Consider the following 15,497-nt stretch of genomic DNA (forward strand, 5'->3'; position numbering starts at 1 on the left):
GTTCTTTTTTATAACCAGGGAGACCAGAATGAAAGCTGTCGTTTGCGAAGCGTGGGGCCAGCCGGATGCGCTGAAAGTGAAAGAATTACCAGACCTGCAGCCCGGTCCTGGGCAGGTCGTCATCGACGTTCAAGCGGCCGGCGTGAATTTCCCGGACGTGTTAATCGTGCAAGGAAAATATCAATTCAAGCCGGAATTGCCGTTCGTGCCCGGCAGCGAAGTGTCCGGTGTGATTCACGCCATCGGCGACGACGTGACAACTTTCAAGGCGGGCGACAAGGTCATCGCCTTCGTTCCGACCGGCGGTTTCGGACAGCAACTGTTAGCGTCTGTGCAAGCCCTGATTCCCATGCCGCCCAGCATGGACTTCGATACAGCGGCAGCAATTACGCTCACCTACGGCACCTCCTACCATGCGATTGTCGACCGGGCCAAGCTAGAAGATGGTGAGAACATGCTGATTCTTGGCGCAGCCGGGGGTGTAGGTCTGGCGGCGATCGAGATAGGAAAAGCCCTTGGAGCCCGCATTATTGCTTGTGCTTCGTCCGATGAGAAGCTGGAGGTCTGCCGCCAGCACGGTGCGGATGTCCTGATTAACTACAGCAAGGAAGATTTGCGCGAGGCGGTCAAGACGGCGACCGGCGGCAAGGGACCGGATGTCATTTATGACCCGGTTGGCGGCGAATATGCCGAGCCGGCGTTCCGTTCGATTGCGTGGGGTGGGCGTTATCTGGTGGTCGGATTTGCCAACGGTGAGATTCCCAAATTGCCGCTCAACCTGACGTTGTTGAAAGGTGCATCGCTGGTGGGCGTGTTCTGGGGCGAGTTCACCAAGCGTGATCCAAAAGGCAATTTAAAGAATATGCGGCAGTTGCTGCAGTGGTTACAAGAAGGCAAGATTAAACCCCGGATTTCCGGTCGCTACAAACTGGCGGAAGCTGCGCAGGCGCTCAACGATATGGCGGCGCGGCGGGTGACGGGCAAGATTGTCGTGTTGCCGCAAGAGGACCATTAAATATGGGTTCACCCCGCACTGTGATCCGCTGCGGGGGCAGCCGTCTGACCGTGGTTTTGATACCGGAAGTTACTGTTCAGAATTCTTGTTACGGAAAAATTCGAACACAACTTCCTGCTCGCGCGTGCGCTTGAAGGACGGCAGGCTTTGCCAGATACGCTTGCCGTAAGGCTTGGAAATCACCCGCGGATCGCACAGCATCAGCACGCCGCGATCGTTCTCGTCGCGGATCAAACGGCCGGCGCCCTGCTTCAGGTTGATGATCGCTTCCGGCAAAGTGTGATGCATAAAGCCGTTTTTACCCTGCTTTTCCATCACCTCAATCCGCGCGGCCAGCACCGGATCATCCGGTGGTGCGAATGGCAATTTATCAATAATCACCAGCGACAATGCATCACCACGGACGTCCACGCCCTCCCAGAAACTTTGCGATCCGATCAACACGCCGTTGCCGGCCTTACGGAACTGGTCCAGCAATTCGGTACGGCCCTTGTCGCCCTGGACGAACAGCGGATACGGCAGGCCGCGCTTTTCAAACTCATCGCGCAGGCGTTCGGCGGCGCGTTTCACCGCACGCAAAGTCGTGCATAACAGGAAAGTTTTGCCGCCAGCCGCTTCGATGATCGGCAAGGCCAGGTCCAGCACCGCGTCCGTGTAGCCGAAGGAATTCGGGTCCGGCAAGCCGGTCGGCACGTACAAAATGCCCTGATCCTCGTAGTTGAACGGGCTGGGCCAGGACATCGATGGTTCGTCCGTCAGTCCCATCTGCTCGGAAAAGTGACTGAAATCCTTTTTCACCGCCAGCGTCGCCGAGGTAAAGATCCAGCTGCGCGGCACGCCCTCACGCTGACCGGCGAAAATCGGCGCGATCGACAACGGCGTCTTGTGCAGCTGCAGCGATGAGGCATAGGCTTCCACCCAGAATACCGCTTCCTCGCCCTTGGCCACTTTGGCTTTCGGATCGAATTTCCAGGCGGCCAGACGTGAAACCAGGTCCAGGCCGCGCTGACGGCACTGCTCCAGCGTTTCCGCGCGCTCGGCCTGCGTTTCCAGCACCGCCATCATGCCGTCCAGCTCGTCTTTCAGCGTTTGCAGCGCCGGGAAGAAGTCGCTTGACGGCGCGATCTGCGGCAGCGACAGGCGCACGATGTCTTGCGGGAACGTCAGGCGCAGGTCGCGCGCTGCCTTCTCCACCACCGTCACCACCTTGCCCCAGTCGGCGCCGTCGCGGGCGTTCGACAAGCCTTCGGCCAGCACATCGCGGCACAGTTCCAGCACTTGCGAGGTCGAAAACGTGTCGCCAAAGAACAAGGTGGCGGTGTCCGGCAGCTGGTGCGCCTCATCGAAGATAATCGTGTTGGCGGACGGCAGCAGCTCGGCCACGCCGGAATCCTTCAGCGCCACGTCGGCAAAGAACAGGTGGTGGTTGACCACCACCACATCGGCCTGCTGCGCTTCCTTGCGCGCCTTCATGATGAAGCAGTCCTGGTAATACTGGCATTCCGCGCCCATGCAATTGTCGCGGGTCGAGGTCACTAGATTCCAGATCAGCGCGTTTTCCGGCACGCGCGCCAGCTCGGCCTTGTCGCCGGTCTTGGTCATTTTCAGGAAACGCGAGATTTCGCGCAGGTGGCCGACATCGTCGCGCGACGTCATGCGGCCATTCTGCAGCGTGCGTTCCAGATGATAGTGGCACAGGTAGTTGGAACGTCCCTTCAGCAGCGCCACCGACACCGGCGCCTGCAGGGCGGCCCGCACGGTCGGGATATCGCGCAGGAACAACTGGTCCTGCAAGTTCTTGGTACCGGTGGAGACAATCGTCTTGCCGCCCCACAGCAGCGCCGGCACCAGATAGGCGAAGGTCTTGCCCGTGCCCGTGCCGGCCTCGGCGATCAGCGTGGTCTGGCCGGCGATGGCAGACGCCACCGCCTTGGCCATCTCGGTCTGCGAGCGGCGCGGACGGAAATCGCCGACAGCCGGTCCCAGCGGACCACCGGCGCCGAACAGGCGCTCGACCTCGGAGTCATATTTGCCGGGAGGCTGTTCAGGCGTGGCGCCGATGACGGCGGGCGTGGCGTCGCTGGACGGTGGGAGGTGTTCGGTCAAAATAAACTTCGTAGTGGCGTTCGGCTCAGGCCGGCACGTCCGGCACTAATTGCATCTTCAGCAGCGTGATATGGTCCTTCAGTTGCAGCTTGCGCTTCTTGAGGCGGCGCAATTGCAGTTGATCGTGGTGGCCGTCCAGGGTGAGCATGTCAATAACCGCGTCCAGATCGCGGTGTTCGACGTCGAGTTCGATCAAACGACGCTGGATATCTTGTACATCAGTCATATTTCTCAGCCAAATGGTTTCACTTGAACAACACTTTTGCTAACCCCGTTGCATACAAACTGCGACACGGTGCATAGTTTAATCTACGGCGCGCCGGACGCCAACAAATGATCTTATGAGCCATTATAAAATCGAGGCTGGCACCGCGCAGCACGCCGGTAGCCGGCCGCAGCAAAACGACCGCGTGGCGCTATTCACCGCCGCGCAGGCGCCGGGCTATGTGCTGGCGGTGCTGGCCGATGGCAATCACAACGCCGTCGCGCCAGATCAGGTACTGCTGACCAGCAAGCATTTGTTCGACGAATTCCGCGCCAGCGACAGCTCCAGCCTGCCCCGCCTGCAGCAACTGTTGCGCGACATCGCCCAGGAAGCCCACCACGTCATCAAGATGAATCCGATTGCCGCCTCAGCCGAGCCGCACAGCGCACTGGCGCTGCTGGTGTTGACGCCGCAGGCGCAGGCAGTGTGGGCGCATGTGGGCGACGCCCGCATTTACCGCTTCAGCGGCGAAGCCTGCACCATGCGTACCAATGACGCTGAATACATCGCCCATCTGGTCGAGCATGACAAACTGCCGCTGGAGGCCGCCAAAAAACATCGCGGCGCGCGCCTGTTGAATAATGCGTTGGGCAACAGCATGAAAGATCCCTTCGTCAGCTTCGGCACGCATGAAGGGTTGCAAGCCGGCGACGCGCTGATGCTGTGCTCGGACGGCCTGTGGCAATGGTTCCGGCCGGAAGAACTGGCGGCGGCGGTGGCGCGCAACACGCCGCGCCAGGCCGCCGAACGGCTGATCGCCAAGGCCGGCGAACGGGCGCAGGGAAAGGGCGACAACTGCTCGATGGCCATCATCAAGCTGCTGGCGCCAGGCGCCCGCGCGGCGCGCGCCGTGTAAGCTATTTGGCCGGCGCCGGCTGCGCAGCAGCCTTCTTCTCGGCAGCGGCCTCTTTCTCGGCAGCCTTGCGTGCCTTCTCCTCGTTTTCCGCTTTCTTGCGGGCGACGATGTCCTGGCGGCGCTGCGATTCGCTCTGCTTGCGCTCGAACGCGTCGACATTCGCGGCGCGCTTGGCGGCATTGGCCGCATCCTGCTGCGCCTGGCGTTTCAGCTTGGCTTCGTGCTGGGCTTCGCGGTCGGCCACGCGCGGGCCGGTTGGCGCCTTCGGCTCGGCATGTTCTTCCTTCGGCGCTTTGGGCGGCTGGGCGGCACGCGTTGCCGCTTCCTCGGCGTCCTTGCGGGTGCGCTCGGCCAGGTCGGCATCGCGCTTGGCAACCGAGGCGACCCGCTTGAAGTGTTCGGCATCGACCTCGCGCGCGCGGATCTCGGCCAGCGCGACACGGCGCTTTTCCTTGGCCTTGTCCAGGCAGTTGTTGACGAAGAACTTGGTGTAGCACTCGCGCTCGCTGGCGGAGAATTCCCCTTCCACCGCGTCACGGTCCTTGCTCACCTTCACCAGGGCGGCATCGGCCTGCTCGACCGACTGCACCTGCTGGGCTTGCGCCGCTGCGCTCAGCACAGCCAGCGCGATCATTATAAAACGGGCTTTCATCAGTCTATCCTTCACGACAGCGACGCGGCGGCGCCACGCTGCTGGCGGTTCATGTATTCCTGCGACTGCATCTCGACGATGCGCGACACGGTACGGTGGAACTCGTTGGCCATGGCGCCGGTGGTGTACAGCTCCTCCGGCTCGACTTCGGCCGACATCAGCAGCTTCACGCCTTGATCGTAGAACACATCGATCAGCCAGGTGAAGCGGCGCGCCTCCGACGACATCGAGGCCGACATCATCGGCACACCGGACAATATCACGGTATGGAAACGGCTGGCGATTTCCAGGTAATCGTTCTGCGAACGCGGACCGCCGCACAGCGTGTGGAAGTCGAACCAGATGATGGTGCCGGCACGGCGCAGCGAGCGGATTTCACGCGCCTCGATGCGGATCACCGGATCTTCGTCGGCGGTTTCGGCGACGCTGGCGTAGGCAGCGCGCAGCGCCTCATCGGTCTTGGCGTTGAGCGGCGTGTAATACGCCTCGACCTGCTCCAGCGCGCGGCCGCGATAGTCGATGCCGGCGTCGATATTCATCACGTCCAGCTTTTCGTACAGCAGCGCGATGGTCGGCAGAATGCGGTCGCGGTGCAGACCGTCCGGATACAGCAGCTCGGGATCGTAGTTCGAGGTCATGATGAAGGACACACCATTGTCGAACAGCGCCTTCAGCAGGTTGTACATGATCATGGCGTCGGCCACGTCCGAGATATGGAACTCGTCGAAGCAGATCAGCCGGTATTTCTTGGCGACGCGCTTGGCCACCTCGTCCAGCGGGTCGGCCACGCCGCGCAGCTCGTCCAGCTGACGGTGCACATCGCGCATGAATTCGTGGAAGTGCAGGCGCGTCTTGCGCACCAGCGGCACCACCGAGAAGAAGCTGTCCATCAGGAAGGACTTGCCACGGCCCACGCCGCCCCACATGTACACGCCTTTCGGCACGGCCGGACGGTTGATCAGGCGCCGGAAAGTGCTGGAGCGTTGCGACTTGTACTCCACCCATTCGTCATAGCATTGCTGCAGACGGGTGATGGCGCGCTGCTGCGCCTCGTCGGGCTTGTAGCCGCGCTGCGACAGCGCGTTGTGGTAGTACTCTTGGACGTTCATAGTTTCAATCTGCACAAACAAAAACGGCGGGCCATGACGGCCCGCCCTGTCACCAAGCTACATCAGGCTTAGAAATTCAGCGTGCGCTTGTCGATCGCCAGCGCCGCTTCTTTGGTTGCTTCCGACAGCGAAGGGTGAGCGTGGCAGATGCGCGCGATATCTTCAGCCGAAGCCTTGAACTCCATCGCCACCACGGCTTCCGAAATCAGCTCCGACGCCATCGGGCCGATGATGTGCACGCCGAGGATTTCGTCGGTGTTGGCATCGGCCAGGAACTTGACCATGCCCGAGGTATCGCCCAGCGCACGTGCGCGGCCGTTGGCCAGGAATGGGAAGGTGCCGGCTTTGTAAGCGACGCCGTCGGCCTTCAGTTGCTGCTCGGTGCGGCCTACCCACGCGATTTCCGGCGAGGTGTAGATCACCCAGGGAATGGTGGCAAAGTTGGTGTGGCCGTGCTGGCCAGCCATGCGCTCGGCAACCGCAACGCCCTCTTCTTCCGCCTTGTGCGCCAGCATCGGGCCGCGTACCACGTCGCCGATGGCCCATACGCCTGGCAGGTTGGTTTTGCAGTCGTCATCGACCGCCACGAAGCCGCGCTCGTCCAGCGCCAGGCCGACTTTGTCGGCGGCCAGGCCGTTGGTATTCGGGGTGCGGCCGATCGACACGATCAGCTTGTCGAACACGGCGGTGTTGGCTTCGCCCTTGGCATTGTCGTATTCAACGGTGACGTTGTTCGCGCCCTTGGTGATCTTGCCGATCTTGCAGCCGAGGTTGATGTTCAGGCCCTGCTTGGTGAACAGCTTGTTGGCTTCCTTGGCGATCTGCTCGTCGACGGCGCCGAGGAAGGTCGGCAGACCTTCCAGCACGGTCACTTCCGAACCCAGGCGACGCCATACCGAACCCATTTCCAGGCCGATGACGCCAGCGCCGATCACGCCCAGCTTGGCCGGCACGTCGCCGATCGCCAGTGCGCCGGTGTTCGACAGGATCAGTTGCTCGTCGAATTCTGCGCCTGGCAGGGCACGGGCGTTCGAGCCGGTAGCGATGATGACTTGCTTGGCAACGATGCTTTCGTTGGCTGGCGCCGAGATGGCCAGCGGGTAGCCTTCAGCGGTGGCGGCGCCGGCGAACGATGCCAGGCCGTGGAAGAAGGTGACCTTGTTTTTCTTGAACAGGAACAGGATGCCGTCGTTGTTTTGCTTCACAACGGTGTCCTTGCGCTTGATCATTTGCGGCAGGTTCAGCGACAGGCCGGCAACATCAATGCCGTGATCCTTGAACGCGTGACCGGCGTGCTCGAAGTGCTCCGACGATTGCAGCAGCGCTTTCGATGGAATGCAACCAACGTTGGTGCAGGTGCCGCCTGGTGCCGGACCGCCCTTTTCGTTTGCCCAGGCGTCCACGCAGGCTACCGAGAAGCCCAGCTGTGCGGCGCGGATGGCGGCGATGTAACCGCCAGGACCGGCGCCGATAACTACTACGTCAAATTGTTTACTCATTTTTTAATTTCCAATCAGTTCGTCTTCTGGAACGAAGATCCATAACAGGATGTAGATGGCGAGGCCGAAACCGAAGGTGCAGACAAACAGCACAAACAGCAGGCGCCAGATCCACGACTCGACACCACTGATGCGGCCCAGTCCACCGCACACGCCGCCTAGCCAGCGGTCGGTGCGCGAACGGCGCAAGGTGGTGATGTCGCTGGTGGCGCCAGGCGCCTGGCCATTCAGCAAACGGGCTTTGGCGGCGGCGAACTCTTCGTCCGACAGCGCGCCCGCCTGGTGCAGCTCGTGCAAACGCTTGATTTCTTCAGCAACGCTCATGCAAGACCTTCCTGAGAACTCCCGAAGCCGCGCGGCTTCGGGATCATGCGATGAATTACAGGTCCAGCAGCAGACGTGCAGGATCTTCCAGCGCTTCCTTCATGGCCACCAGGCCCAGCACGGCTTCGCGGCCGTCGATGATGCGGTGGTCGTAGGACATCGCCAGGTAGTTCATCGGACGAATAACGATCTGGCCGTTTTCCACCACGGCGCGGTCTTTGGTCGCGTGCACGCCCAGGATCGCCGATTGTGGCGGGTTGATGATCGGGGTCGACAGCATCGAGCCGAAGGTGCCGCCGTTCGAGATCGAGAAGGTACCGCCGGTCAGGTCGTCCAGCGTCAGCTTGCCTTCTTTGGCTTTGGCGCCGAATTCGCCGATTTTCTTCTCGATTTCAGCGATCGACATCTGGTCGGCGTTGCGCAGGATAGGCACCACCAGGCCACGTGGCGAACCGACAGCGATACCGATGTCGAAGTAGCCGTGGTACAGGATGTCGTTGCCGTCCACCGACGCATTGATTATCGGGTATTTCTTCAGCGCTGCAACAGCGGCTTTGACGAAGAACGACATGAAGCCCAGCTTGACGCCGTGCTCTTTCTCGAACTTGTCTTTGTACTTGTTGCGCAGTTCCATGACCGGAGCCATGTTGACTTCGTTGAAGGTGGTCAGGATGGCGTTGGTCGATTGCGATTGCAGCAGGCGCTCGGCGATACGGGCGCGCAGGCGGCTCATCGGCACGCGCTCTTCCGGACGGTCGCCCAGGTTGGCGGCGGCAGGGGCCGACACTTGCGCCAGCGCTGGCTTGGCGGCTGGTGCGGCCAGTGGCGCAACTGCCGGGGTCGACGATGCCGAAGCGGCCAGGGCGTCGCCCTTGGTCACGCGGCCATCTTTGCCCGAACCGGCGACATCGCCAGCGCTCAGGCCTTTTTCCGACAGGATCTTGGCAGCGGCTGGCATCGCCACGTCGCCTTTCGAACCACCGGTGGCGGCGGCCGGTGCAGCAGCAGCGGCAGGAGCGGCGGCCGGGGCAGCCGCAGGCGCGGCGGCGGCTGGTGCTGCAGCGGCGCCGGCATCGGTGTCGATGATGGCGATGACTTCATCAGCCACCACGGTGCTGCCGTCGCCCTTGATGATCTGTACCAGAACACCAGCGGCTGGCGCTGGCAGTTCCAGCACCACTTTATCGGTTTCGATGTCGATCAGGTTTTCGTCGCGCGCTACCGCTTCGCCGATTTTTTTATGCCAGGTCAGCATGGTCGCTTCAGCGACGGATTCCGACAGTTGTGGGACTTTGACTTCGATTTGTGCCATGAAAAAACTCCGTATATTTTGTTTTTGCGGCGCCCGCCGCGTAGCAGCCGGGCGCTCCGTTCATAAAGTGGTGACGATTACTTGGTCAGGATGAAGCCCTTGAGTTTCGAGAATGCGGTTTCCAGCAGTTCTTTTTGCTGCGCGTAGTGCTTGTCGTAGTAACCGACTGCTGGCGACGCCGAAGCTGGGCGGCCGGCGTAAGCCAGACGCTGGCCCGATTCCAGGCTCTCGAAGATGTTGTGCTGAATCTGGAACCATGGGCCCTGATTCTGCGGTTCGTCCTGTGCCCACACCACTTCGGTCGCAGCTGGGAACTTTTTCAGTTCGGCAGTGAAAGCCTTGTGCGGGAACGGGTACAGCTGCTCGATACGCACGATGGCGGTATCGGTCTGGCCGCGCGTTTTGCGTGCGTTGACCAGGTCGTAGTAGACCTTGCCCGAGCAGGCGATCACGCGTTTGACTTTCTTGGCGTCGATGCTCTCGTCCACTTCACCGATCACGGTCTGGAACGCGCCTTTGGCCAGTTCGCCCAGCGGCGAACCTGCATCCTTGTTACGCAGCAGCGATTTCGGGGTCATGATGACCAGCGGCTTGCGGAACTGACGTACCATCTGGCGACGCAGCACGTGGAAGATCTGCGCGGCGGTGGTAGGCTGCACCACTTGCATATTGTTGTCCGCGCACAGTTGCAGGAAGCGCTCCGGGCGAGCCGACGAGTGCTCCGGACCCTGGCCTTCGTAGCCGTGCGGCAGCATCATCACCAGGCCGGAAGCGCGGCCCCACTTCACTTCGCCGGAGCTGATGAACTGGTCGATGACAACCTGGGCGCCGTTGACGAAGTCGCCGAACTGGGCTTCCCAGATGGTCAGCGTGTTCGGTTCGGCGGTCGAGTAGCCGTACTCGAAGCCCAGCACTGCCTCTTCCGACAGCACCGAGTCGATCACGGTGAACGGCGCCTGGCCTTCGGCGATGTTTTGCAGCGGCACGTAGGTGCCGGCGTCCCAACGTTCGCGGTTCTGGTCGTGCAGCACGGCGTGACGGTGCACAAAGGTGCCACGGCCGGCGTCCTGGCCGGTCAGGCGGATCGCATAGCCGGACGATACCAGCGAGGCGAAGCCCAGGTGTTCGCCCATGCCCCAGTCCAGATTGGCTTCACCACGGCCCATGGCAGCGCGGTCAGCCAGCACTTTTTCCACCAGCGAGTGCACCTTGAAGTTTTCCGGCACGGTGGTGATGCGGGTGGCCAGGCGTTTCAGTTCGGTCAGCGGCACGGCGGTGTCGGCGGCGTCGGTCCATTTCTTGTTCAGGAACGGCAGCCAATCAACGGCGAACTTGTTCTTGAAGTTGGAGATGACTGGATCAACGGTATGCTTGCCGGCATCCATGGCGTCACGGAAGGCGGTTTGCAGCTGCTCGCCGCCATCGGCCGCGATCACGCCCTGGGTTGCCAGTTTGTCCGCGTACAGCTTGCGGGTGCCTGGGTGCTTGCCGATTTTCTTGTACATCAGTGGCTGGGTCAGCGCTGGGGTATCTTGCTCGTTGTGGCCCAGTTTGCGGAAGCAGATGATGTCAACCACGATATCCTTGCCGAATTCGGCGCGGTAATCCATGGCGATCTGCGAAGCCAGCACGGTGGCTTCTGGATCGTCAGCGTTGACGTGCAGCACTGGCGCTTCGATCATCTTGACCACGTCCGAGCAGTAGATGGTCGAACGGGCGTCGCGTGGGTCGGAGGTGGTGAAACCGATCTGGTTGTTGATGACGATGTGCACGGTGCCGCCAGTGCCATAGCCACGGGTCTGCGCCAGATTCAGGGTTTCCATCACCACGCCCTGGCCAGCGAATGCCGCATCGCCGTGTACCAGGATCGGCAGCACTTGTTTGCCGCCGTGGTCGCCACGGCGATCCATACGGGCTTTGACCGAACCTTCAACCACCGGGTTGACGATTTCCAGGTGCGATGGGTTGAACGCCAGCGACAGGTGGACTGGACCGCCAGCGGTCGAGATGTCCGACGAGAAGCCCTGGTGGTATTTCACGTCGCCTGCCGGCAGGTCGTCGCCGTGCTTGCCTTCGAATTCTTCGAACAGGTCTTTAGGCGCTTTGCCCAGGGTGTTGACCAGCACGTTCAGACGGCCACGGTGGGCCATGCCGATGACGATCTCTTGCACGCCTTTTTCACCGGCGCGCTGGATGATCTCGTCGATCGAAGCGATGAAGGTTTCGCCGCCTTCCAGCGAGAAACGCTTCTGGCCGACGTATTTGGTATGCAGATAGCGTTCCAGGCCTTCAGCTGCGGTCAGGCGCTCCAGGATGTGCTTTTTCTTTTCCGGCGTGAAATTCGGAGTCGAACGGATCGACTCCAGGCGCTCTTGCAGCCAGCGCTTTTCGGTCGGATCGGAGATGTACATATACTCTGCGCCGATCGAACGGGTGTAAGTGTCGCGCAGGAAATTCAGCAGGTCGCGCAGGGTCGCGGTCTCGCCACCGAAATAGGTGTTGCTGATGTTGAATACGGTGTCCAGGTCGGCATCGGTGAAGCCGTAGAAGCTTGGTTCCAGCTCAGGAATGCTTGGACGTTCCTGACGTTGCAGCGGGTCCAGGTTGGCCCAGCGAGAGCCCAGGTAACGGTAGGCTGCGATCAGCTGGGTAACGGCCACGCGCTTGCGGCCCATTTCAACGTCGGCGGAAGCGGTGACGGTACGGATAGGACCTGCTTTGGCGCGCTCTGCGAAGGAGGCGATGACGGAGGCGTGAGCGACGTCTGCTTTGTTGGAGCCATCGACTGCCGGCACGTGCTGCATGGCGTCGAAATAGGCACGCCAGTTGTCTGGAACGGAGCCTGGGTTGTTCAAATACGCTTCGTACAGTTCTTCAACGTACGGAGCGTTCCCACCAAACAGGTAGGAGTTGGACGTATATTGTTGCATCATTCTTGCTCACCTTTCTTCGCGCTTCGCGAGGAATTAGCGGGTTGGTCTAACCTTCCGCGACACGGCCTGACCGGTTAGCGGATTGCACATCAAGTTGTGGGGAAGGGCTTTTGTTCGGGTGTTACCTAAAACGGGCCATTCAGCATAGCACCGGTATTGTATCCCAACAACCATTTGTGCGGAAAATTACAAATGAAACTTCCGCCATTAACTTTCACTTAAGCCGCGCCCATGCTCGCTTCCAAACCAGGTTGCCAATAAGTCCAGCATGGCGCGCAAGGCTGGCGACATATATTGGCGCGAGGTGTAAATCCCGTGAATACCCATGCTTAAGGGAGTGTATCCGGGAAGCAACGCCGCCAGCTTGCCAGCGCGGATCAGTGGGCCGGCGTTGTACAGCGGCTGCAGCGCGATGCCGGCGCCCTGCTCCACCGCTTTCAGCAGGATGAAGTCCTCGTTGGCCGACAGGTTGCCGCTGACCGGCACCGACAGCTGTTCGCCGCCCGCATCGGTGAATTGCCACAGGCTCTTGCCGAAGTAGGTGTAGGTCAGGCAGTTATGGCCGGCCAGGTCTTGCGGCAGCGTCGGCGTGCCATGCGCTGCCAGATACGATGGTGCGGCGCACACCACCGACGCGCAGACGCCCAGCTGGCGGGCGATCAGGTTGGGCTCCAGCGTGTTGGTGACGCGCAGCGCCAGGTCGATGCGTTCCTCGATCAGGTTGACGGCGCGATTGCTCATTTGCAGGTCGACCGAGGTGCGCGGATAGCGTTTCAGGAATTCGCTGACGGCGCCCAGCAGCTCGGCCTGCGCCAGCGCCTGCGAGCAAGTGATGCGCAGCAGGCCTTGCGGCGTGTCCGCGTCCTCGCTGGCGGCGACTTCCATGCCGTCGGCCACGTCCAGCATGCGGCGGCAGCGTTCCAGCGTGATGTCGCCGGCATCGGTCAGGCTCAGGCGGCGGGTGCTGCGATGCAGCAGGCGGGCACCAGCCCACTGCTCCATTTCAGCCAGATAGCGGGTCACCATCGCGCGCGACATCTCCAGCGCGTTGGCGGCGGCGATCATGCTGCCGCGTTCGGCAATGCTGACAAATACCCGCGCGGCAGTGATGCGATCCATGATTCATCCGATTTATGCAATTAACAAAGCCAGATTACCGTATTTTTCTATTGGATTGAGAAATTTAAGATGGCGTCATTCTTACTTATCTGGAGTGACCATGTTCAAACAAGCTTTGCTGACCGCCACCCTCGCCACCTCCGTTGCCGCCCAGGCAGCGCCGCTGCAACTGGAAGTGTTCAATCCCGGCGAGGCCGCGATCTTCCCGGTGGCCTCGGTCATCGTCAGCGGCGACCAGGACGCGGTGCTGATCGACGCCCAGTTCTCGCGCGGCGAGGCGCTGAAGCTGGTCGAGCGCATCCGCGCCAGCGGCAAGCACCTGACCACGATTTATATCAGCCATGATGATCCGGACTATTACTTCGGCCTGGACGTGATCCACGCCGCCTTCCCGCAGGCGAAGATCGTCGCCACGCCAGCCGTCATTGCCGGCATCGAGAAGAAGAAAGCCGCCAAGTTGGCTTACTGGGGCCCGATCCTGAAGGACAACGCGCCGCGTGAAGTGATCGTGCCGCAGCCGCTGCAAGGCGACCGCATCACGCTGGAAGGCAAGGCGCTGGAAATCAAGGCGGCGCCGCGCGGCTATGTGTGGATACCATCGATCAAGGCGGTGGTGGGCGGTGTGACAGTATTTAATCAACTGCACGTGTGGACTGCCGACACGCAGACGCTCGAAGCGCGCCGCCAGTGGCTGGCCACGCTGGATGGCATTGCCGCGCTCAAGCCGGTGACTGTCGTGCCGGGCCACTTCAAGCCGGGCGCGCCGCAGACGCCGGAAGCCGTGGGCTACACCCGCGAGTATCTGGTCAAGTTCGAGAACGAAGCGGCCAAGGCCACCGACTCGGCCGCGCTGATCGGCCGCATGAAGCAGTTGTACCCGGATGCCGGCCTGCAAAGCGCGCTGGACATCAGCGCCAAGGTCGCCAAGGGTGAAATGAAGTGGTGAGGGTGAGCCCGGCGGTGGCGGCGAAGTGATACACTGCGCCGTCGTTTTCAATCGCCACCTCACATGCACACCCTGGAGCAGTTGCGCAGCGGCGCGCTGGCGGGCATCCAACGCCTGACCTTGCGCTGCGGCCTCACCGAATTCCCGCGCGACATCTACGCGCTGGCCGACAGCCTGGAAATTCTCGACCTGTCGGGCAACGCGCTGTCGACGCTGCCGGATGATCTGCACCGGCTGCACAAGCTGCGCATCATCTTCTGCTCAGACAACCAGTTCACCGGGCTGCCGGCGGTGCTGGGCTCATGCCCGGCGCTGAGCATGATCGGCTTCAAGGCCAACCGCATCCGCCATGTGCCGGCCGCCGCGCTGCCGGCGCAGCTGCGCTGGCTGGTGCTGACTGATAACGCCATCGAAGAATTGCCAGCCGAACTGGGCGAGCGTCCACAGCTGCAAAAGCTGATGCTGGCCGGCAACCGCCTGCGCGCCCTGCCCGCCTCGATGGCGCAGCTGCATAAACTGGAACTGCTGCGCATCGCCAGCAACCAGCTGACCGGGCTGCCGGACTGGCTGCTGTCGCTGCCGCGCCTGACGTGGCTGGCCTACGCCGGCAATCCCTTTAGCGAACAGCGCGAGAATGCCCTCGTCCACACCCCGTCCGCTGCCATCCGCTGGCCGGCGCTGACGCTGCGCGACAAACTCGGCGAAGGCGCCTCCGGCATCATCTACCGCGCCGAATGGCAGGACGCCGGCCAGCCGGTCGCGGTGAAGCTGTTCAAAGGCGCCATGACCAGCGACGGCTCGCCACTAAGCGAAATGGCCGCCTGCCTCGGCGCCGGCGGCCATCCGAATTTGATCCCCATCCTCGGCCACATTGAAGACCATCCCGACAACACGCACGGCCTGGTCATGTCCCTGATCCCGCCGGAATTCCGCAACCTGGCCGGCCCGCCGAGCCTGGATAGCTGCACCCGCGACATCTACGCCGAAGACAAACGCTTCACCCTGCAAGCTGCCCTGACAATCGCCCACGGCATCGCCTCCGCCGCCGCGCAACTGCACGCCCACGGCATCCTGCATGGCGACCTCTACGGCCACAACATCCTGCACGACGAGCACGGCCACACACTGCTGGGCGACTTCGGCGCCGCCTCCTTCTACGATCCGGCCGGCGCGCAGGCGGACGCGCTGCAAACGCTGGAAGTCCGCGCCTTCGGCAACCTGCTGGAAGAGCTGCTGGACCGCGCCGACAGTGCGCCACAGCCCTTGCGCGCGCTGCAAGCCGTCTGCCAGCAAGGCCAGCCACGCTTCGACACCATCAAAGAACAGCTAGACAATCAATTCTAGATATTTTATTCTACATC

The 15,497-nt window shown here is 61.8% G+C and carries 13 protein-coding genes; 4 read left to right on the forward strand and 9 right to left on the reverse strand.

Features of this window, described 5'->3' with window-relative positions:
- Positions 1-28 precede the first annotated feature (28 nt).
- Positions 29-1,015 (forward strand): NADPH:quinone oxidoreductase family protein, encoded by a 987-nt coding sequence (locus BLS51_RS06015; RefSeq protein ID WP_090176663.1) that lies wholly within the window; start codon positions 29-31, stop codon positions 1,013-1,015.
- A gap of 69 nt (positions 1,016-1,084) precedes the next feature.
- Here BLS51_RS06015 and BLS51_RS06020 read toward each other — a convergent pair whose 3' ends face one another.
- Both BLS51_RS06020 and BLS51_RS06025 read right to left on the reverse strand, forming a co-directional pair.
- Positions 1,085-3,121: a DNA repair helicase YoaA gene (locus BLS51_RS06020; RefSeq protein ID WP_090176659.1), complete on the reverse strand. Its 2,037-nt coding sequence runs from the start codon at positions 3,119-3,121 to the stop codon at positions 1,085-1,087.
- A gap of 25 nt (positions 3,122-3,146) precedes the next feature.
- Entirely contained in the window at positions 3,147-3,347 is a 201-nt protein-coding gene (locus BLS51_RS06025) for a YdcH family protein (protein ID WP_008450659.1), read from the reverse strand.
- A gap of 115 nt (positions 3,348-3,462) precedes the next feature.
- Here BLS51_RS06025 and BLS51_RS06030 point away from each other — a divergent pair, with 115 nt between their 5' ends.
- Entirely contained in the window at positions 3,463-4,242 is a 780-nt protein-coding gene (locus BLS51_RS06030) for a PP2C family protein-serine/threonine phosphatase (protein ID WP_090176654.1), read from the forward strand.
- Position 4,243: 1 nt separating this feature from the next.
- Here BLS51_RS06030 and BLS51_RS06035 read toward each other — a convergent pair whose 3' ends face one another.
- From BLS51_RS06035 to BLS51_RS06065, 7 genes are all read right to left on the reverse strand, one after another.
- Positions 4,244-4,894: a hypothetical protein gene (locus tag BLS51_RS06035; RefSeq protein ID WP_090176651.1), complete on the reverse strand. Its 651-nt coding sequence runs from the start codon at positions 4,892-4,894 to the stop codon at positions 4,244-4,246.
- 11 nt (positions 4,895-4,905) lie between these two features.
- Positions 4,906-6,003: a cell division protein ZapE gene (zapE, locus tag BLS51_RS06040; RefSeq protein ID WP_090176647.1), complete on the reverse strand. Its 1,098-nt coding sequence runs from the start codon at positions 6,001-6,003 to the stop codon at positions 4,906-4,908.
- 68 nt (positions 6,004-6,071) lie between these two features.
- Positions 6,072-7,502, reverse strand: coding sequence for a dihydrolipoyl dehydrogenase (gene lpdA / locus BLS51_RS06045; RefSeq protein ID WP_090176644.1), 1,431 nt, complete (start codon positions 7,500-7,502; stop codon positions 6,072-6,074).
- A gap of 3 nt (positions 7,503-7,505) precedes the next feature.
- Positions 7,506-7,826, reverse strand: a complete 321-nt coding sequence (locus tag BLS51_RS06050) for a PspC domain-containing protein (RefSeq protein WP_090176640.1) — start codon at positions 7,824-7,826, stop codon at positions 7,506-7,508.
- Positions 7,827-7,881: 55 nt separating this feature from the next.
- Positions 7,882-9,138, reverse strand: coding sequence for a 2-oxoglutarate dehydrogenase complex dihydrolipoyllysine-residue succinyltransferase (gene odhB / locus BLS51_RS06055; protein WP_090176635.1), 1,257 nt, complete (start codon positions 9,136-9,138; stop codon positions 7,882-7,884).
- Positions 9,139-9,215: 77 nt separating this feature from the next.
- Complete coding sequence (locus BLS51_RS06060; RefSeq protein ID WP_090176632.1) at positions 9,216-12,071, reverse strand: 2-oxoglutarate dehydrogenase E1 component; 2,856 nt, start codon at positions 12,069-12,071, stop codon at positions 9,216-9,218.
- 207 nt (positions 12,072-12,278) lie between these two features.
- Positions 12,279-13,190, reverse strand: a complete 912-nt coding sequence (locus BLS51_RS06065) for a LysR family transcriptional regulator (protein WP_090176629.1) — start codon at positions 13,188-13,190, stop codon at positions 12,279-12,281.
- Between the two features lie 100 nt (positions 13,191-13,290).
- Here BLS51_RS06065 and BLS51_RS06070 point away from each other — a divergent pair, with 100 nt between their 5' ends.
- Both BLS51_RS06070 and BLS51_RS06075 read left to right on the forward strand, forming a co-directional pair.
- Positions 13,291-14,136, forward strand: coding sequence for an MBL fold metallo-hydrolase (locus BLS51_RS06070; protein ID WP_090176624.1), 846 nt, complete (start codon positions 13,291-13,293; stop codon positions 14,134-14,136).
- A 63-nt stretch (positions 14,137-14,199) separates the two neighbouring features.
- Positions 14,200-15,480 carry a leucine-rich repeat-containing protein kinase family protein gene (locus BLS51_RS06075; protein ID WP_090176619.1) on the forward strand — a complete coding sequence of 427 codons (1,281 nt, stop codon included), beginning with the start codon at positions 14,200-14,202 and terminating at the stop codon, positions 15,478-15,480.
- The last annotated feature ends 17 nt before the right edge of the window (positions 15,481-15,497 follow it).

Source organism: Duganella sp. OV510, assembly GCF_900100205.1.
In the GTDB taxonomy this organism is placed as follows: Bacteria; Pseudomonadota; Gammaproteobacteria; order Burkholderiales; family Burkholderiaceae_D; genus Rugamonas.

Excerpts from the sequence above, each read along its gene's own strand:
- BLS51_RS06015 (WP_090176663.1), top strand. The coding sequence starts at position 29 with ATGAAAGCTGTCGTTTGCGAAGCGTGGGGCCAGCCGGATGCGCTGAAA.
- BLS51_RS06025 (WP_008450659.1), bottom strand. The coding sequence starts at position 3,347 with ATGACTGATGTACAAGATATCCAGCGTCGTTTGATCGAACTCGACGTC.
- BLS51_RS06030 (WP_090176654.1), top strand. The coding sequence starts at position 3,463 with ATGAGCCATTATAAAATCGAGGCTGGCACCGCGCAGCACGCCGGTAGC.
- BLS51_RS06035 (WP_090176651.1), bottom strand. The coding sequence starts at position 4,894 with ATGAAAGCCCGTTTTATAATGATCGCGCTGGCTGTGCTGAGCGCAGCG.
- zapE (WP_090176647.1), bottom strand. The coding sequence starts at position 6,003 with ATGAACGTCCAAGAGTACTACCACAACGCGCTGTCGCAGCGCGGCTAC.
- lpdA (WP_090176644.1), bottom strand. The coding sequence starts at position 7,502 with ATGAGTAAACAATTTGACGTAGTAGTTATCGGCGCCGGTCCTGGCGGT.
- BLS51_RS06050 (WP_090176640.1), bottom strand. The coding sequence starts at position 7,826 with ATGAGCGTTGCTGAAGAAATCAAGCGTTTGCACGAGCTGCACCAGGCG.
- odhB (WP_090176635.1), bottom strand. The coding sequence starts at position 9,138 with ATGGCACAAATCGAAGTCAAAGTCCCACAACTGTCGGAATCCGTCGCT.
- BLS51_RS06060 (WP_090176632.1), bottom strand. The coding sequence starts at position 12,071 with ATGATGCAACAATATACGTCCAACTCCTACCTGTTTGGTGGGAACGCT.
- BLS51_RS06065 (WP_090176629.1), bottom strand. The coding sequence starts at position 13,190 with ATGGATCGCATCACTGCCGCGCGGGTATTTGTCAGCATTGCCGAACGC.
- BLS51_RS06070 (WP_090176624.1), top strand. The coding sequence starts at position 13,291 with ATGTTCAAACAAGCTTTGCTGACCGCCACCCTCGCCACCTCCGTTGCC.
- BLS51_RS06075 (WP_090176619.1), top strand. The coding sequence starts at position 14,200 with ATGCACACCCTGGAGCAGTTGCGCAGCGGCGCGCTGGCGGGCATCCAA.